The 18,864-nt window shown below is 51.7% G+C and carries 16 protein-coding genes; 10 read left to right on the forward strand and 6 right to left on the reverse strand.

The features are described 5' to 3' along the window. Nucleotides 1-2 precede the first annotated feature (2 nt). Genes GN241_07640 through GN241_07655 form a run of 4 tightly spaced genes read left to right on the forward strand, consistent with a single transcriptional unit; the run spans nucleotide 3 to nucleotide 4,006 of the window. Nucleotides 3-938, forward strand: a complete 936-nt coding sequence (locus GN241_07640) for an MBL fold metallo-hydrolase (GenBank protein ID XAT57248.1) — start codon at nucleotides 3-5, stop codon at nucleotides 936-938. Between the two features lie 4 nt (nucleotides 939-942). After that, nucleotides 943-1,776, forward strand: a complete 834-nt coding sequence (locus GN241_07645) for a TIGR01459 family HAD-type hydrolase (GenBank protein ID XAT57249.1) — start codon at nucleotides 943-945, stop codon at nucleotides 1,774-1,776. After that, on the forward strand, nucleotides 1,773-2,741 hold the full coding sequence (locus GN241_07650) for a class II aldolase (GenBank protein XAT57250.1): 969 nt from the start codon (nucleotides 1,773-1,775) through the stop codon (nucleotides 2,739-2,741). The genes GN241_07645 and GN241_07650 overlap by 4 nt, the downstream gene beginning before the upstream one ends. Then, nucleotides 2,738-4,006, forward strand: a complete 1,269-nt coding sequence (locus GN241_07655; protein ID XAT57251.1) for a carbohydrate kinase — start codon at nucleotides 2,738-2,740, stop codon at nucleotides 4,004-4,006. Before GN241_07650 ends, GN241_07655 begins: the two co-directional genes overlap by 4 nt. 114 nt (nucleotides 4,007-4,120) lie before the next feature. On the opposite strand, the gene GN241_07660 is transcribed toward GN241_07655, so the two are convergent. Then, nucleotides 4,121-4,318: a hypothetical protein gene (locus GN241_07660; GenBank protein ID XAT57252.1), complete on the reverse strand. Its 198-nt coding sequence runs from the start codon at nucleotides 4,316-4,318 to the stop codon at nucleotides 4,121-4,123. A 210-nt stretch (nucleotides 4,319-4,528) separates the two neighbouring features. On the opposite strand from GN241_07660, the gene GN241_07665 reads away from it, so the two are divergent. Continuing rightward, a protein-coding gene (locus tag GN241_07665) for an IS630 family transposase (protein XAT57253.1) occupies nucleotides 4,529-5,595 on the forward strand; the annotation gives its coding sequence in 2 pieces (ribosomal slippage) (nucleotides 4,529-5,015 and nucleotides 5,015-5,595; 1,068 coding nt in all). A 166-nt stretch (nucleotides 5,596-5,761) separates the two neighbouring features. On the opposite strand, the gene GN241_07670 is transcribed toward GN241_07665, so the two are convergent. The 5 genes from GN241_07670 to GN241_07690 all read right to left on the reverse strand — a co-directional run bounded on the left by GN241_07670 (nucleotide 5,762) and on the right by GN241_07690 (nucleotide 10,951). Then, entirely contained in the window at nucleotides 5,762-6,523 is a 762-nt protein-coding gene (locus GN241_07670; protein XAT57254.1) for an SDR family oxidoreductase, read from the reverse strand. Further along, nucleotides 6,516-7,823: a histidinol dehydrogenase gene (gene hisD / locus GN241_07675; GenBank protein ID XAT57255.1), complete on the reverse strand. Its 1,308-nt coding sequence runs from the start codon at nucleotides 7,821-7,823 to the stop codon at nucleotides 6,516-6,518. The genes GN241_07670 and hisD overlap by 8 nt, the downstream gene beginning before the upstream one ends. 12 nt (nucleotides 7,824-7,835) lie before the next feature. Then, nucleotides 7,836-9,164 (reverse strand): TRAP transporter large permease subunit, encoded by a 1,329-nt coding sequence (locus tag GN241_07680; protein ID XAT57256.1) that lies wholly within the window; start codon nucleotides 9,162-9,164, stop codon nucleotides 7,836-7,838. A gap of 11 nt (nucleotides 9,165-9,175) precedes the next feature. Beyond that, complete coding sequence (locus tag GN241_07685) at nucleotides 9,176-9,688, reverse strand: TRAP transporter small permease subunit (protein ID XAT57257.1); 513 nt, start codon at nucleotides 9,686-9,688, stop codon at nucleotides 9,176-9,178. 108 nt (nucleotides 9,689-9,796) lie between these two features. Then, the gene (locus tag GN241_07690; protein ID XAT57258.1) at nucleotides 9,797-10,951 is read right to left on the reverse strand and encodes a C4-dicarboxylate ABC transporter; all 1,155 of its coding nucleotides are present in this window, start codon (nucleotides 10,949-10,951) and stop codon (nucleotides 9,797-9,799) included. 345 nt (nucleotides 10,952-11,296) lie between these two features. Between GN241_07690 and GN241_07695 the strand changes: the two genes are divergently transcribed. The 5 genes from GN241_07695 to GN241_07715 all read left to right on the forward strand — a co-directional run bounded on the left by GN241_07695 (nucleotide 11,297) and on the right by GN241_07715 (nucleotide 18,814). Further along, nucleotides 11,297-12,319 (forward strand): LacI family DNA-binding transcriptional regulator, encoded by a 1,023-nt coding sequence (locus GN241_07695; GenBank protein ID XAT57259.1) that lies wholly within the window; start codon nucleotides 11,297-11,299, stop codon nucleotides 12,317-12,319. 363 nt (nucleotides 12,320-12,682) lie between these two features. Next, a complete protein-coding gene (locus GN241_07700) occupies nucleotides 12,683-14,902 on the forward strand; it encodes a hydantoinase/oxoprolinase family protein (protein ID XAT57260.1) in 2,220 nt (739 codons plus the stop codon). Beyond that, on the forward strand, nucleotides 14,895-16,598 hold the full coding sequence (locus tag GN241_07705; GenBank protein XAT57261.1) for a hydantoinase B/oxoprolinase family protein: 1,704 nt from the start codon (nucleotides 14,895-14,897) through the stop codon (nucleotides 16,596-16,598). The genes GN241_07700 and GN241_07705 overlap by 8 nt, the downstream gene beginning before the upstream one ends. After that, entirely contained in the window at nucleotides 16,595-17,809 is a 1,215-nt protein-coding gene (locus GN241_07710; protein ID XAT57262.1) for an FAD-dependent oxidoreductase, read from the forward strand. Before GN241_07705 ends, GN241_07710 begins: the two co-directional genes overlap by 4 nt. Before the next feature lie 168 nt (nucleotides 17,810-17,977). Next, nucleotides 17,978-18,814 carry an NAD-dependent epimerase/dehydratase family protein gene (locus tag GN241_07715; protein ID XAT57263.1) on the forward strand — a complete coding sequence of 279 codons (837 nt, stop codon included), beginning with the start codon at nucleotides 17,978-17,980 and terminating at the stop codon, nucleotides 18,812-18,814. Nucleotides 18,815-18,864 lie beyond the last annotated feature (50 nt).

The raw sequence follows: 18,864 nt of genomic DNA on the forward strand, positions 1-18,864 counted from the left end.
GGATGGGCATTGCAGAAACCAAGATTTACCCGATCAACACTGGCTGGTTAGAAGCTGACCTTGGGAGCTATATCTTTTGGAAGGGCCCTGCGGGAAAAAAGTATTGGAACCCTGTTTATTGCCATTATGTAGATACAGGTGAGCATAAAATCTTGATTGATACGGGGCTGTGTGATGCGGAACGGGCCACTCAATATCATCACAAATGCGACAAGCGTGGCTGTTTGGAGGTGCATGACCACTTAGAGCAAAAACTCGGTGTGCATCCCGATGAGATTGATGCAATTGTATTTACCCATCTGCACTGGGATCATGTCCAAAATATGAAAAAATTCAAAAATGCCCGCTATATTGCCCCTAAGGGTGAGATCGAAATGGCTTATAATCCTTTACCTTTATATTATCGCACCTACGAATGCGGTATTCTGGATATTAAGCCGGCGTATGCTGGCTGTGTGTTTGAAGCGATTGGAGACGAATGCGAGGTTCTGCCTGGTATTACTATGTTCCACACCCCGGGTCATTCTGTTGGTCACATGGGCGTGACAGTGGCCACCTCTGCAGGAGATATTGTGGTTGCGGGCGATGCAATTTTCGTAGAGCGGAACCTAGAGCCCAATCCTGCCGAAAAATGGCGTCACTGGGTGCCTGCAAGGTTTGTAAACTCTTATGAAGGCTGGAAATCTGTTGAAGAAATCGACAAGCGCGCGGATTATGTTCTGCCGTGTCATGACGAGGTTGCAAATGCGCGCTCAGATGTGTTTCCTTACGACGGAATGCCGATTCGCAAACGCCGCCAACCCATTCCGGGGTACCAGTTTTATTTTGGTGATATGCCTATCGGCACAGCAGGGAAAGCAGCTCCTGCCTTAACCAAGGCGGAGGCCGATCAATATATCGCCGGTTTGAAAAATCCGAAAGATATGGCGGAATACTAAACTTGTGACCCAGCGTATCAACACTTTAGCAGACGTGGCACAAGATTATGACGCCATCGTATTTGATCAATGGGGCGTGTTGCATAACGGCACAGCGCCGTATTCGCGTGCGATAGAGTGCCTTACCGGTCTAGCCAATGCAGGTTTGCCACTGGCGGTTTTATCCAATTCTGGAAAACGCGCCGGTCCGAACGCGCTACGGATCGCGGACATGGGCTTTGCGCCATCGCTGTTTAGTCAAATCATGACCAGCGGCGAAGCTTTATGGCGTGACATTCATACAGGGAAGCTGCCCCACAGGCGGTTTTTCTGCATTGAGCGGTCCGCTGGTGATGCTTGTGCTTGGGCCGAGGGGTTGCCTGTTGAGTTCACTGATCTGGAAAATGCAGACGCTGTCTTGTTGATGGGCCTGCCAGATAAAGCCAGATTAGCCGATTGGGGTACCCCATTGGCGGCGGCACTGGACGCGGACCTGCCAATCTACTGTTCAAATCCCGACCGTCAATCACCCCGCGCAGAGGGTTTGGTGATCTCACCAGGTGCATTGGCGTATGCTTATGTCGATATGGGGGGGCATGTTTCGTTCTATGGCAAACCGCACCCTGGCATTTTTGATGCGCTGGCATCGTCCCTTGGGGTGGCACGTATTTTGATGGTGGGGGACAGTTTGGAGCATGATATCGCGGGTGCGCAATCTGCGGGCTGGGATAATGTTTTGGTACAAGGCGGACTTTATGCCAATGATTTTGCACAGGCGGATCATGATTCTGTTTTGGCAAATCTAGTGGCCGCAAAGGCCTGCCGACCCCCGACGTATTCAATAGAGGTACTTGCATGAAAAACCGACCAGAATTGTTGACCCTAGACTTCCGCGCGCTGTCTGCCCGTTTGGGCACTGACCCTTTGCAAGTCCAAGGGCCGGGCGGCAATACGTCGATTAAAGACGGTGATGTGATGTGGATCAAGGCGTCGGGCACGGAATTGGCCAACGCGGAAACCCAAGATATTTTTGTTGCGGTCGACCGCAATGCAGCTAAGGCAGAAGCGCACGGTCAGGGTGATGGGTCGTGCAAACAAACTGTGCTGGATCCTGCGATCACGCTGCGGCCGTCGATTGAAACAACATTTCATGCAGCGCTGAACCATAAGGTTGTGGCCCATACGCATTCTGTTGCGGCGCTGGTGCATGTCGCGGGTCCCGAAGGCCGCGCGCAGGCCGTGCAAAAACTGGCAGATTTGCCTTTTGTAATGGTGCCCTACGCCAAGCCAGGTCTGCCGCTGACCCGTGAAATTCTATCCCGTGTGACGCCCGACACCAAAGTTGTTCTATTGCAAAATCATGGATTGATCTGCTGTGGCGATACCGTGGATGACGTATCAAACCTGATCCATGACGTTGAAACGAGATTGGCAATGGCGGTTAGTGGCCGGCAGACCAAGCCACCAAAAGAACGGGCACCTGAGGGGTTCGAGTGGGCGCATGAGAGCTGGGTTGCCCACGATGCTTGGGCCATGGCACATGCCACGGCTGGATCCTATTACCCCGATCACGTGGTGTTTCTGGGGCCAGCGCTGCCAGTCCAAGATGACGGGCGCTGGCCGGCTGTTTTGTATGACGGTGTCGGCATTGCCTTGCGTGTAGCGGCCACGCCCAGTCAACGTGCGATGCTGCGTTGCCTGTCGGATATATTGGCCCGATTACCCTCTGATTGGAGCTTAGATCCAATCGGTCTAGAGGCTGAGGCAGAGTTGCTGAATTGGGACGCTGAAAAATATCGCCAAACTCTGGCTGCTCGCGCATGAGCCTCAGCTTGGGGATAGATGTGGGTACATCGGGCGTACGCACTGCGGTTTTGACTGCCCAAGGTGATGTTTTGCCCATGGCGCGCACGGATCATGTGGCGCAAAACAAAGATTATATTGATGCGGATGGGTGGTGGCGTGCTGTCCAAACGTGCATTTTGCGGCAGATAGAGATTTTATGGGCTGAAGGGTTCTCACCGCTTGATATCACCGGGATTGCCGTCGATGGCACTTCTGGCACTATGGTTCTTACCGACATAAATTTGCGGCCCGTGACCCGCGCGATGATGTATAACTCAAGTGGGTTCGATACCGAGGCAGCGATGATCGCCCGCTTTGCGCCTGATTTGCATATCACGCGTGGGTCTGCTTCTGCGCTGGCCCGCGCCATGCGTCTGGCCGCAGAGGATGTCGATCACGCCGCCTGCCACCTGTTGCATCAGGCGGATTTTATTGCGGCAAAGCTGATGGGGCAGGGCGGGCTCTCTGATCATAACAACGCGCTTAAAACCGGGTTTGACCCTGAAACAGAAATGTGGCCAGACTGGATTGAGGCGTGCAAGCTCAATCCCTCCTTGCTGCCAGAGGTCAGGCCAGTTGGTGCACAATTGGCAGCAATCAACCCACAAGTGGCCACAGAATTGGGATTGTCGCGCAGTGTAACCATTCATGCCGGTACCACCGACAGCATTGCCGCTTTTCTGGCTTGCGCCCCCCTGCAAGAAGGCGCAGCCGTAACGTCGTTGGGCACCACCTTGGCGGTGAAGTTGCTCAGTCCCAACCGAATAGATGATCCTGAGATTGGGCTTTATTCCCATCGCTTGGGCACTGTATGGCTGGTAGGCGGAGCGTCTAACACCGGCGGGGGTGTTTTACTTGATCACTTTTCAACAGACCAAATTTCAACCATCTGCAAGCGGATTGACCCCACCAAGCCAACGGGCTTGGGTTTTTATCCCCTTTCTAAGCCGGGCGAACGCTTTCCCATTAAAGATCCAGATTTTGTAGGTCGCCTGTCACCGAGGCCAAAAGATGACGTGATATTTTTACAAGCTATGCTGGAGGGAATAGCGGCGGTCGAAGCGCGGTGCTACCGTGAAATCGAAGTCAGAGGCGGTGGGGCACCACACCAGTTGTTTACTGCAGGTGGTGGCGCTCAAAACGCAGTTTGGACAGCCTTGCGAGAAATAGAGTTGGGGATGGATATTACCGCCGCTACGCGGTCAGAGGCTGCCATTGGATGTGCAAAATTGGCGCAGATTTAGGCTAAAAAGTACTGTTGTAGAAGAGCTTTAGACGGAGTTGTTGCAAAAACTGTTGCTAAATGGCGCTAGTGACAGTTTGCCAGGGATCGCAAGACAGGCTGAAAAGAGCCGTGGTCAAATGTTATCAGCAAGCACCAGGGTGCGATTATGGTCGCTTTTCACTTTTACCTTTTTGATGCCCATTTCGTAACCAACATGTTCTTGCTGCTCCGGACAGTTTTGCGGTTTGGAAAAGATGGTGAGGTATCCTGTTGGTTTGGCGTGATAATCCTCGTATATAGTTATTTTCGAAGGCTCATGATGCTCATTCATCGCGCATTTTGCGAATACATCTGCTGATGGCGATTTTAGAGCAGGACATATTTATTATTGATCCTTCGCACCAGACGCTAAGGTCAAATGCTAAAACCGTCCGTTCAAAATTGCAGAGCTCATACCACTATCCCGAAAAGCTGACTCACTTTATGGTTTCCAATTCCGCAGAAATCTGAATCTGTGTGTGCACTTATTATGGAGGAATAGATGGGACGAGCTATAGCCATCACGCGAACGGATATTTCTGCGCGAGAGTTGCGTTTTATCGCCAAACGAACCAGAGATTGTTGTGTTGTTCGGCGCATACTCGCAATAGCTGTGGTTCTAGAGGGCGTTGATCGCGCGACGTCGGCTCGCAGTAGCGGCATGGATCGCCAAACTCTGCGAGACTGGGTGCATCGCTACAACTGCAGCGGCATTGCTGAGCTTTCTGACCGACGTGGCAAGGGCGCGAAGCCACGCCTGTCGCCAACACAACAGGCGCGGTTTGTGGCTTGGGTTGAGGCTGGACCTAACCCTGTAAAAGATGGCGTAGTACGGTGGCGCTGCGCCGATTTACAGGCTCGTGTTGAAGACGCGTTCGGCGTGAAGTTGCACGAACGCACGATTGGTAAATATCTAGCCAAACATGGATTTCGTCGCCTCTCTGTTCGACCTGAGTATCCCAAAACTGATCCCGCAGCACAGCAGGCTTTCAAAAAAACTTTGCCAGCCTCGTAGTCGAGCTCATGCCAGAACATGCAAAGGGTAAGCCCCTTGAGGTATGCTTCCAAGATGAAGCCCGTGTTGGGCAACAAGGAACACTTACGCGCAAATGGGCGCGGCGCGGAACCCGCCCCCGCGCACCTCGTGATACGCGTTACAAGTGGGGGCTAATCTTCGGTGCCGCTTGTCCCGCCCGTGGTACCGCCGCAGGGCTGATCCTGCCTTACGTCAACGCGGAGGCAATGGGGCCGCACCTCAATGAGATCGCAAAAGCTGTCGCGCACGGGGCACATGCCATGCTCATCGTCGACGGGGCTGGCTGGCACGGGGCAAAATGCTTGCAAGTACCAGACAATATTACGCTCGTGAAACTGCCGCCATACTCACCAGAACTGAACCCCATGGAAAACGTCTGGGCCTATCTGCGGTCAAACAAACTCGCTATCTCGGTCTTCGACACCTACGACGAAATCCTCGAAAAATGTGCCCAAGCGTGGAACTTCTTCGCCAACGATCCAGAACGAATAACTTCAATCACCAAAAGAGATTGGATAAAGGTCAATTATTAGGGCGGTTGGTATTAATCCGTCAAAGCAATTTGAGCAATCCGCAGATGTAGCCGCTGGGCAGGCGATGGTACAGCGCGCGGTTTATTCAAAATCGCGTAAGGATTTCAGGCGCGATTTTGGCGACATGGTGGAAGTTTAAACCCAGCCCAACGGGCTGGATCACGGTTTATTTCGCGGTATAGCCGCCATCGACCATCAGAACCTGCCCCGTCACATAGGCAGAGGCCTGTGAGCATAGAAACAAAAGGGGGCCGTCTATGTCTGACAAATCTCCATTACGGCCGATGCAGGTTTGGGCGGCATTGCGGGCAGCGCGCTCGGCATCCGCAAAAACCGGCCCTGTAAGCTCGGTTGGGAAGAACCCGGGCCCAATCGCATTGGCGTTAATCCCAAAGCCCGACCAAGCCTCTGCCATCGCGCGTGTCAATTGTGCGATGCCGGCTTTCGAGGCGCCGTAGCTGACCCCGCCGGGAAACGCGCGCGTGGTTTGAAGCGATGCGAAATTTACGATCCGGCCCCAGCCTTTGGCTTTCATATCCGGCACAAGCGCCTGACTTAGGAAAAACGGCGCAGCAAGATTGAGGTTAAGCGTTATGTCCCAGCCTTCATCGGTTACGTTATCAGCGGCTTCGCGGGTGTTTATTCCGGCTGCATGAACCAGAATATCGGGCGTGCCGAATGGGGTGGCGATTTGAGCGGCGATCTCTTTTATCTGGCTGCGCTGAGACAGGTCGGCAGACAGGGTGGCGGCTTTTGGCCCGATACGCTCGGCCCATTCCGAAAGCGCTTCTGCGCGCCGCGCCACGCCAACAACCTGCGCGCCAGCAGCAGCCAAAGCCGAGGCTGCCTGTTGTCCGAGGCCAGAACTGGCCCCGGTGACGCAGGCAACGCGCCCCGACAGATCAAAAAGTGTTTTTGGATCAGCCATTTGCGCTCAGATCAAAGTTTTCCCCGGGAAAATATTTTGCAAGCCGCACGTCGGCGGCGCGGGCGTGACCTTCCATGCCTTCCAGCCGAGAAATCCGCGCGGTGGCTTGCGCAACCCGTTTTGAGCCCTCGCGCGTGGCCTGCTGCCAGGTAACGATTTTCATATATTTATGAACCGATAATCCACCAGTATAAGCGGCCGCGCCCGATGTTGGCAGCACATGGTTGGTGCCCGATGCTTTATCGCCATAAGAGACGGTTGTTTCTTCGCCCAAGAACAAAGATCCATAGCAGCTTAAGCGGCCGCGCCACCAATCTAGATCCTCGGCCTGTACGGTCAAATGCTCGGGGGCGTATTCATCCGAGGTGGCGGCCATTTCTTCGCGGTCTGCGCACACGATGACCTCTGCGTAATCGCGCCATGCGGCAAGCGCATTATCCCGGTTCAATTCTGGAAGATCATTGATCAGCTTTGGAATTCGGTTCATCACGTCCTCAGCCAAGTCTTTGCTATCTGTCACCAACCAGACGGGTGAGTTATAGCCGTGTTCGGCTTGGCTAACCAAATCGGTCGCGACGATATGCGGGTCGGCGGATTTATCTGCCAGAATCAAACTGTCTGTTGGCCCTGCGATCATATCAATACAAACGCGGCCAAAGAGAATGCGTTTTGCCTCGGCTACAAATTGATTGCCTGGCCCGACCAGAATATTGGCTTTGGGCAATCCAAACAGCCCGAATGTCATCGCAGCAATGCCTTGAACGCCGCCTAATGCCATAATCGTATCGGCCCCACAGATATGGGCGGCGTAAATAATCGCAGGCGCGACACCAACGCCCGGCCGGGGAGGGGAGGTGGCCATAATATGATTGCAGCCCGCCACTTTCGCCGTTGTCACCGTCATGATTGCGCTGGCAATATGGCTGTAACGGCCGCCAGGCACGTAACAACCCGCCGCGTCAACCGGAATGGCTTTTTGGCCCACAATCAATCCTGGAACAACTTCATGTTCAACATCGCTTACCGTGGCTTTTTGCGCCTCAGCAAACCGGCGCACATTCTCATGGGCGAATTGAATATCTTCTTTCAGCTTTTGTGGCACCAATTCGCAGGCAGCATCAATTTCTTCTTGCGTGAGGATAACATTGCCATCATATTTATCAAATTTTTGCGCGTAATCGAGCGCTTTTGCATCGCCGCCGTCTTCAATATCGTTCAATATCCCTCGAACAATATCATGGACGTTGGACGCATCGGATTGTGCGGTAAGCGTTGCTTTTTTAAGGTAGTCTCGTGCCATAGTTATTTTGCCTTATTTATAGATATCTGGAAGCATTGTTGTTGAAATCGCAGGTACAAAAGCGATTAACAGGACCACAACAAGCATGAAAAATACGAATGGGACTGCGCGCCAAGCGATCCGCAGAATTGACTCTCCGGTAATCCCGGAAACGACGAATAAGTTCAACCCTAAAGGCGGCGTGATGAACCCGACACCCAAAGCTGTAATCATCATGATGCAAAACTGAATTTCGTTCATGCCAATATTATCCGCCAATGGCTTCAAAATTGGCGCAAGGATCACAATGTTGGGGGTTGTTTCCATCACACATCCCGCAGCGATCAAAATGCCGATCATCATCAAAATTAATAGGGTGGGATCATCCGTAAGGGTGGTGACAGAATGGACAAACCCTTGTGGCACGCCCATGATCGCCAAAGCCTGTGCGAGGGGCAATGAAAAAGCGATAATCGGAAGAATAATTCCGTTCACTTTTGCAGAGCTGACCAGCATGTTGGGAAAATCAGATAATTTAAGCGTGCCCAAAACAAAGCCAATAATGATCGTTACGATCACGGCGGTTGCGCCAGCTTCTGTGGGCGTTAATCTTCCCGAAAAGATACCATAAAAGATAATGCCGGGCACAATGAAGGCGTACCATCCAGAGGCAAGCGCCCTGATAAGGTTTCCGAAATATTCTGCCGCGGAGAGATTGCCACCGCCTTCATATCCGTAAATTCTGTTGACAACGAGATTGGTGATCAGGATGGCGGTTAAGATCAGCAATCCGGGGATCAGGGCAGCCAAAAATAAGGTTGAGGCGGAGATACCCAGCACCAAGCCAATAATGATATAGGCAATGGATGGCGGGATTAAGATCCCCGTGCAAGCCCCGGCGGCAACGAGAGCGCAGGCATAGGGACGCGGATACCCACTTTCGACCAACCGATCGATGGTCATCCGCCCCACGGCGGCCGCGCCGGCGGCGTCCGAGCCTGAAATCGCCGCAAACATGCCGCAAACAAGAACGGTTGCTGATCCAAAACCGCCTTTGGCGAATTGCGTAACAGCTTCGGCCACGTTCAGAAATTTGCGAGACAGGCCAGTTCTTACCAAAACATCACCGGTTAGAATGAACAGCGTCACCGCGGTTAAAGCAAAGGCATCGATGCCATCAAACAGGCTTTCGCCAACCAATGCGAGGGGTAAATCGCCCGACATTAGCAGCATTGTAATAGCAGCAACACCGATGGAGGCCCAGACCGGCAAGGCCAGCGCAGCAAGAACCACGAAGATAATCACAGGTAAGTAAAAATCCCACCCCAGCTCAACGGCTTGATTTAGAGTATTGAAAAGCATCGCCGTATTCCTCAGTCAAACAGCTTGTCGCCTTCGTAAACGGGCGACCCGTCGCGAAGGCTGCGCAGATCGCGCAGGAGCGATTGCGTCAATCGCACGATTACCAGAAAAAACCCAATTGGCACGGCCATCAGGAACCAAACCATCGACACCCGAAGGCCATGGCTTACCGAGCCAAATTTCCACGAGACATGGACGGTTTCCCATGACCAGTATAACGCGATCAAAGCGACCGCAAACATGACCAGATCACCAAAGATGTAGAGCAGGGTTTTCACCGAAGGGCTCAAATAATGCATCACCACATCAATTCTGATATGCGCGCGGTCTTTCACGGCCGCGGCCGCACCGATCCAGGCAAGATAGATAAAAGAATATCGCACAATTTCTTCGCCCCAAATGGATGAATAGGCAAAGATCTCGCGGCGAAACACTTCAACGGCCATGGTCATAACGAGCATGACGTAAAAGGCCAAAAGTGCCCATTTCTCGGCGTCTTTATTGAGCCTTTGAAGTAACAACATAACAAACCTCCCTCGTAGCGTCGCTTTGGCCAGCAAGGCGCGTTGAAAAATGCAAAATTATTTTGAGAGTAAAAATGGTGGGCGTTTTTGCACGCCCACCAAAAACATTTATGCGTCGTGTACGTAGTACCGGCCTTGCGTGCCGGCTGCTTCTTCGAGCTTTGCGAATGTATCCATTGAGCCGGCCAGCTCAACTTTGAAGCTGTCCCATGCCGCATTCTGATAGCCGCCAACAGATTGCCACTCACCCAGTTGATCCTCGCTTAATGAGTGGAACTGAACGCCCGATTTGCGCAGCTCAGCCATGGCGTAATTGCGCGCTGAAGGTACTTTTGAAAGGTTCTGATGACGGGTGATTTCCGCCGCTTCCATAATGCCGTCTTGAACATCTGCCGGCATAGAGTTGAACCATTCAAGGTTACAAGAATACACCTGCGAATCTGGAACCGCCTGCGTGAAAGTTACATGGCTTAAAATGTCTTTGAAGCCAAACACATACAGCGCGCCAACGGATGGGTCGAGCGCGTCCGCAACGCCTTGTTTGATCGCTGAGGGCGTTTCACCCCATGCTACAGGTGTTGGGTTCGCACCGACCAAGCGGCAATATTGCTGCAACATTGCTGAGCCTGGTACACGGAATTTTACGCCAGACAAATCGCCAGGTGTCATCACAGCGCCTGCACCACCTTTGCGAACCGCAACCACACGCGGGTCAATATTGACATAGAACAAGGCTTTAAAACCCGCCGCTTCGACATTTGGGTTTACCGCTTTTGCCCAAGTGTCAGAATGTACCAGGTTTGTGAAGCGCTGGTTTGAACCACAGAGATAGGGCATGTTGATCAAGTCAACGGTTGATGCGAAAGGGGCAAAATTTGATAAAGAATGCTGCGCAGCTTGGATGGTACCTGATTGTACCTTTTGGGCCAACGCCCCACCTGCGCCCAACTGGCCGCCGGGGGCCAATTTGACATAGACTTTGCCGCTTGTGGCGTTTTGGATGTTTTCTTTAAGGTCCAATTGCATGATTGGGTAGCTGCGCGTCGCGCCCAGAACGTAGGCTGTTGCAATTGTCATCACGTGATCGGCGGCTTTTTCGCGATCTCTTTCTTCGCTCGCCGTCTGAGCTGCGGCCTCAGTTGACCAAAGCGTTCCCGCTGCGCCTGCAACCATTGCGGCTGTGAAGCTGCCTGAGCCCGCTAGTTTCAGGAAATTCCGGCGTGTTGCTGATTTCAGATTTTTGTTCTCGTTACTCAATTTCATGTACTCCCTAAGTGATATGTACTGCGGCTACTTTTTAGCCTCAGCTTCTTTCGTCAGAATCGTGATGACAAACAGGATGGCGACGCCACTTAACATGAGCATTTCGCCGACATCGCCAATAAACGAAGCGTTATAGATTGACCCAAGGGCCACATTTAAAGTGAAAACCACGAATAAGATGATCGCTCCGATAAGCGGCATTAAACCTATCCTCCCAGATGTTAAGAAGATTCCCACTCAATGTAAGCGTTTACATTGCTAAAATGCAAGCCTTTACATCGAATATTTTAATTTCTTTAATAATGCCATATAGTTGCAGTTCTGATCAAAGTGGGTTGACCTTGAATGCGCATTAAAAATGGCACTCCAACGCTTCATGACGTTGCTTTTGCGGCCAATGTGTCGACGGCAACCGTCTCGCGCTGTCTTAATTTTCCCGATAAAGTATCGGCTGCAACGCGCCAAAAAGTGTCTGCCGCGATCAACGAGCTGGGTTATTTGCCAAACTTTGGAGCCAAAGTTATGGCCACTAATCGCACCAATACGATCGGCGCGATTATTCCCACGATGGAAAACGCAATTTTCGCGCGGGGCCTCCAAGCCTTTCAAGAAGAGCTATTGTTGCACGGTTTCACACTTTTGGTTGCCAGTACGTCGTACCGACCTGAAATAGAGCAAGAGCAAATCAGAGCGCTGGTGGCCCGCGGGGCGGATGCGTTGCTTTTGATTGGGCATGAACGCGATCCCGAGATTTATCGATTTCTTGAAAACCAAGGCGTCGCGGCGCTGACCGCTTGGGCTTATAACAGCCAAGCTGAACGGCCCTCTGTGGGGTTTGACAACCGGGCTGCGATGCGTGAGATGGCGATCAAAGTGATAGAGATGGGTCATCGAAAATTGGCACTTATTTCTGCGCAAAGAGCAACCAATGACCGTGCAAAAGCCCGTCACTCTGGTATTTTGGATGCGATGGCGGAAAACGGATTGGATCCAAATGATCTTTATTTGCTTGAAACCACCTATGGTATCGAGGAGGGCGCGCAAGCTTTCAAGCAGGTTATGGCAGCAAATACGGGGGCAACTGCTGTGTTTTGCGGCAATGATGTTTTGGCCGTCGGGGCGTTGAGAAGCGCGCGCGAGCTAAACCTAAATGTTCCAAATGACGTATCTATCATCGGGTTTGACGATATAGAATTGGCGCAAGTTGCCTATCCGGCGCTGACCACAGTGCATGTTCCGCATCGTGAAATGGGAGTATTCGCGGCGAAAGCGCTGGCGAATTTAATCAAAGAGGGAATTGCGCTGAAATCCATACCGTTAAAGACCAAACTTGTGTTCCGAGATACGCTTGCCGCTGTGGCGCCCTAAAGTTCGCTAAGAGAGAAACAGCCGTTACGCTGTTGTATTCCCTGTGCTTAGAAATCGGTGTTGGGATATCTCTTAAATGATTTGGGGTTTAAGATGTGGTTTCAGCTCAAACTGTGCCAGCTTTACGCGAATATTTCGGAAAATTATTTTGCCTCTCCTACTCTGCACCTGCGTCTTACGGTAGATTTGCCGATCTGTGGATCCGTCGGTACAAAAGATTGTCTTGATGTTCTAAAATTCAAGTTTGCAGGAAAGGGTTCTCACAGGGCGCTGCTTATATTGAGTGAAGCTTTTTGCGGCCCCGCTTTGCGGTTTTAATGGGTGCTCAAGCAGCCACGACTAAAAAGCTTGTGGTTAAAGAATATGCCGGGTGCGCCGTGCCTTTGGTGCGGGTCGACGCGTTTAGTGCATTTTTGTTTGATCGATAAAACAACTTGTAAATCGGCCCCGACACCCCCTAGTTTTAATAGACTAAATTGGAGGTCTTTTTTCTTGGCGCAGCATTCAGTTCGTTTGGGCGTAGATATTGGCGGAACTTTTACAGATGTGGTGCTGGAGGTTGGCACCGCTGTGTTTTCCGCCAAGGTTTTAACCACCTATACAGCACCTGAAGAGGCAATTATCGCAGGCCTCCAGCAAGTTTGTGACAAAGCAGGCGTTGCGCCTTTCCAAATTGAGCAGGTCATTCACGGCACGACGTTGGCAACCAATGCGTTGATTGAGCGGCGAGGTGCAAAAACGGCTTTGATTACGAGCGAAGGGTTTCGAGACGTGATTGAAATGCGTACGGAATCACGGTTTGAGCAATATGATTTAAATCTGATTTTGCCCGAGCCGCTTTTGCCGCGCCAAAGGCGCTACACGGTTCCGGGCCGGATGGATGCCAATGGGGCTGAAATTATGGCTCTCAGCCGCGCCGATATAGAACCGGTTATCGCCCAAATTGCGGCGGCAGGGTATGAGAGCGTTGCGGTGGGATTGATCCATTCTTATTTGAACGATCGCCATGAAAAAATGGTGGCTGAGCTATTATCAGAGCGGTTGCCGCATGTGATGGTTTCTCTCTCCTGTGAGGTGTCGCCACAGATGCGCGAATATGAGCGGTTCAATACTGTGGTTGCGAATGCCTATATCAAACCTTTGATGAAATCATATTTAGATCGCTTAAGGGATCGGTTGCGGTCTGAATCGGTGGAATGTGACGTTTTTCTGATGCATTCTGGGGGCGGTATCATTTCGCTTGAAAGCGCTGCTGAATTTCCTGTGCGCCTGGTGGAGTCGGGCCCTGCAGGGGGCGCGGTTTTTGCGGCCCATATCGCGGCGCGCCACGGATTGAAAAATGTTATATCTTTCGATATGGGGGGCACCACCGCCAAAATTTGTTTGATCAAAGACCAAACGCCCAAAACCAGCCGGGTTTTTGAAGTTGCGAGAAGCTACCGATTTAAAAAAGGATCGGGCATGCCGATTTCGATACCTGTCATTGATATGGTTGAAATCGGTGCCGGGGGGGGATCGCTGGCGCATGTTGATGCGCTGCGTCAAATCCGGGTTGGGCCGCAAAGCGCTGGCTCTGAGCCGGGGCCGGCATGTTTTGGCAAAGGCGGAGAAAAGCCGGCCGTTACCGATGCGGACCTGCTTTTGGGCAAGCTGGATCCAGACCGCTTTGCTGGCGGATCTTTACCGCTTGATGGCGCAGAGGCGCAAAAGGTAATGGGCAATGTTTTGGGCGCACCTTTAAATATGCCCGCGATCACTGCGGCGTTTGGGTTGGCTGAAGTGGTTGATGAAAATATGGCGAATGCGGCGCGGGTACACGCGGTGGAAACGGGCGAAGATCTCTCTGGCTATACGATGATCGCTTTTGGCGGGGCTGCACCTTTGCACGCGGGTCGTCTTTGCGAAAAACTGGGCATTCGCCGGGCCTTGGTGCCGCCGGGCGCGGGGGTTGGCTCGGCAATTGGGTTTTTACGCGCGCCCTTCAGCTTTGAAGCAACGCGCTCTGTCTATATGAAGCTTGCGCAGTTTGATTCCCAAAGAATCAAAACGCTGTTGGATGAATTGCAAATGGAGGCGGCTGGATTTGTTGCCCGCTGTACCTCTGACAGCCCGATCGTTTTGGAATTTAAAGCCTATATGCGTTACGCAGGCCAAGGTTGGGAAATTCCGATTGGTTTAGACGCGGATTGCGCTAAGGCGCCTGACGCAGCCGTTTTTGAGAACCGCTTTACCGATGAATATGCCAAATTATTTGGGCGCCCAGTCGCCGGGCTGGATATTGAAGTGACGGTTTGGTCGGTGAACGCGGCCACGACGCCTGCTGCCGTGGCGCGGGTGCCGGAAAGTGCCGCGCGCATTCACGCGATAGCCCCTAAAAACCGCAGTCTTTTTGAACCCGCGGTGGAAGCGTTTGTGGAAGCGGCGGAAATACCGCGTGCTCATTTGCGCTGCGAAGATATGATTGCTGGGCCCGCCGCAATAACCGAGGATGAAACAACGATTATTGTGCCCTCAAGCTGCGTTGCCACATGCCTAGCAGATGGCTGTATCGATCTGCGTTTGAAAGGAGCCAGCGATGCTTAAATCTGATGTGGCCTATCAAATTATGTGGAACCGTTTGATTTCGGTCGTTGAAGAGCAAGCGCAAGCGCTTATACGCACCGCTTTTTCAACCTCTGTGCGCGAGGCGGGGGATTTGTCGGCCGGGGTCTATGATCAGCACGGGCGGATGCTTGCCCAAGCGGTGACGGGCACGCCGGGGCATGTCAATGCAATGGCAGATGCCGTGGCGCATTTTATACGGCGTATCGGGCCGGATAATATTTATGAAGGCGATATCTATATTACCAATGACCCATGGGAGGGTACGGGCCATCTGCATGATATAACCATGGTATCACCTTCTTTTTTAAGCGGAAATTTGGTGGGTTTTTTCGCCTGTACAGCCCATGTTGTTGATATTGGTGGGCGAGGGTTCGGTGCAGACGCTGCCAGCGTTTACGAAGAAGGCCTCTACCTGCCGATACTTAAATTTGCCGAGAGAGGCGTTATTGATCAAACGCTGATACGCATTATTCGTGGAAACGTACGGCAACCGGATCAGTTGATTGGTGATATCTATGCTTTGGCAAGCTGTAATGAGATTGGGCATCGCCGCTTGGTCGATATGATGCAGGAATTTGATCTTACGGATCTGACGGGCATCGCACAATTTATCCTTGATCATTCGCGCCGCGCAACGCTTGAGGCGATTGCCGCGCTGCCGCGCCAAACGGCGCAGGGTGCCCTAACGATCGATGGCTTTGATACTCCAATAACGATAAAGGCCAAGATTACCATTCACGAAGATCGCATTATCACCGATTTTGCAGGAAGCTCGCCGGTCGATAAAAAAGGCATTAATTGCCCCCTTGTTTATACAAAAGCCTATGCCTGTTATGCGCTGAAAGTCGCGATTGCGCCCAAGATTCCGAATAATGCAGCATCGCTTGCGCCGTTTGAGGTGCGGGCAACTGAAAACTCGATCGTACACGCGGCGCATCCAGCGCCTGTAGCCTTGCGCCATATTATTGGTCATTTTGTGCCTGATGCTGTGTTTAATGCATTTGATCAGATTGTGCCGGGCGTGGTGCCAGCCGAAGGGGCGGGATGTTTGTGCAATTTTCAGATGTCATTGCGCGCGCGCCCCGATCTTGACGCTGAAGCGGGTAGGGCGCGGTTTGAGGTTCTGACGTTCAATTCGGGTGGTTCGGGCGCGCGCCCCAATCATGATGGATTGAATGCTACAGCCTTTCCCTCTGGTGTGATGACAATGCCCGTTGAGTCCACAGAACATGCGGGCCCAGTGATCATTTGGCGTAAAGAGCTGCGGCCTGATTCCGGCGGTGCGGGCAAACACCGCGGTGGCTTGGGGCAATATATGGAGGTGGGCGCGCGCGACGGGTATGAGTTTGACCTTCAGGCCATGCTGGATCGGGTAAACCACCCTGCCTTAGGCAGACGGGGGGCTGCAGCGGGTGCAAAAACCAGCATTGCTCAGGATGATGGCGCTGTTATGCAGGGAAAAGGCAAGCAATTTGTGGCCCATGATCGGCGCGTATTGATGGCATTTCCGGGCGGTGGTGGCTATGGCGATCCGAAAGATCGCCCGCGTGCTTTGGTGAAAAGAGATCTTGCGCGTGGCTATATTTCAGCGTCAAGTGCAGAAACGCTTTATGGCTTGAGCAAGGCGGATATCGCTGCTGTCAAAGCCTTGGTGCAGGAAGGCAAAGAGCCATGAACACGCTGCATCCACCCCAAAACGTAACCTATGATATTGTAATCGTAGGTGGGGCTATTATGGGCGCTTCCGCGGCATGGTTTTTGTCGGATGACGCCGATTTCACGGGTTCGGTTTTGGTAGTCGAAAAAGATACAAGCTATGAGTTTTCATCCACGATGAAGAGTAATTCTTGCATTCGTCAGCAATTTTCAAGCCCGCTCAACGTGCGTATTTCCCAATTCGGTGCAGATTTTATTCAAAACCTGCCCAGTTACATGAAGGGCGATCCGCGCGCTCCAAAGTTAAAGATCAACAGCTTTGGCTATCTATATTTGGCGAATACCCTTTCCGGCGCTGCTGTTTTGCGCGAAAATCAAGCGGTTCAAATTGCCTGCGGTGCGGCAACGCAGCTTATGACGCCCGCGCAGATTAAAGCAGCTTATCCCTTTTACAACATCGATGATATTGTTCTGGGTTCCATCAATCTTATCGATGAAGGCTATTGGGATGGTGTTGCGGTGTTTGATTGCTGGCGCAGATTGGCGCGCGATCGGGGCGTTGAATTTATTCAAAACGAAGTGGTCGGGATGAGCAAAAATGCAGCAGGCACCCGCGTAGAGAGCGTGATGTTGAAAACCGGTGAGGTGATATCATGCGGGCAAGTGTTGAACGCATCCGGGCCCCGCGCGATAGAAACCGCAAAAATGGCTGGGGCGCAGATTCCCGTGGAACCGCGCAAAAGATATAGTTGGATATTTTCAGCGCAAAAACCTTTGGATCAACCGCTGCCGCTGACTATCGATCCCTCTGGGGTTCATATGCGCGATAATGGCGGGGGAACCTATCTTTGCGGTGGGCGTTCATTTCATGATCAAGCGGTGGAATATGATGATTTTGACATGGATCATTCGCTTTGGGAGGCCCATATTTGGCCTATTTTAGCGGCGCGTATTCCCCAGTTTGATGCGATAAAAATTCAATCAGAATGGGCCGGGCATTACGCGTATAATTGCTTCGATCAGAATGCGATTATAGGGCCCCATACGGTTGTAGAAAATTTCTTTTTTATAAATGGGTTTTCTGGTCACGGGTTGCAGCAATCTCCGGCGATGGGGCGGGCAATCGCTGAAATTATGGTCCATGGCGCCTATCAAACGCTTGATTTGACTGCTTTCGGATTTGACCGATTTGCCGCGAACCGCCCAATTTTGGAAAAAGCTGTTATCTAATAAACCTGCGGTAAAGCGGGGTGCCAGGTTAGTTTACCAAACTTGCATTTTGTATTTTTGGGGAGGTTTGTTTCCTTGGCTTCTTTTGCTGTAATTGATTGTGAAACCGGTGTGCGCAGATTACTGTTTTATAAAATCCAAGCTGAATTGAAATAAAGGGCGAGTGAAATGAAAAAGCTAGTTTTAACGGGGGCAGCGGGGCGCCTTGGATCTTACCTGCGCGAGCCATTATCAAAAATGTGCGATGAGTTGGTTTCAACTGATTTGTTGGATGATATCGGCAATCTCTACCCTGGTGAAATCTATGCGCAAGGGGATTTGGCCAGCTTAGATGATATGATGCGTATTCTGCAGGGCGCCGATATGGTGATCCATATGGGTGCATTTGTCGATGAGGGGCCCTTTGAAAAACTATTGGGCCCAAACTTTATCGGGGCTTATAATATTTGGGAGGCAGCCTATCAAAACGGGCTAAAAAGAGTGGTTTATGCCAGCTCCATTCACGCGGTCGGAATGCACCCTATTACAGAAACTCTCGATGCCGATAGCCGGCATCGCCCCGATACGTTTTACGGCTTGGCAAAATGTTTCGCAGAAGATCTAGGCTCGATGTATTGGGATAAGCGGGGGCTTGAAAGCGTGCATATGCGTATTTTATCTTGTGCTCAGGTCACCAGCGCGCGCGCGCTTGGAACTTGGTTATCCTATGATGATCTGATCCAACTGACCAAGCGCTGTATCGATACACCTGTCACAGGTTTTGCCGTTGTGTATGGTGTTTCAAACAATGACCGCGCTGCCGTCGATAATAGCAAAGCGTCCTTTCTCGGCTTTCGTCCAAAAGATAATGCAGAGCAATTCGCCGAAAAGATATTGGCTGAAACCGATGTCTTGGACAGTCAAGATCCGGGTCATATGTGCCATGGTGGCCCTTTTGCTAAGGTTGATCTTGGCGAAAGTGGTCTGGCCACAATGACGATTATTGACGATAAGAAGGTCATTTAAGCGGCTGTCGGTCTTCCATTTTTTCTCTGTCCTCGATTGATAACTTAACG

This window comes from Rhodobacteraceae bacterium IMCC1335 (genome assembly GCA_039640495.1).
Taxonomy (GTDB): domain Bacteria; phylum Pseudomonadota; class Alphaproteobacteria; order Rhodobacterales; family Rhodobacteraceae; genus Thalassovivens.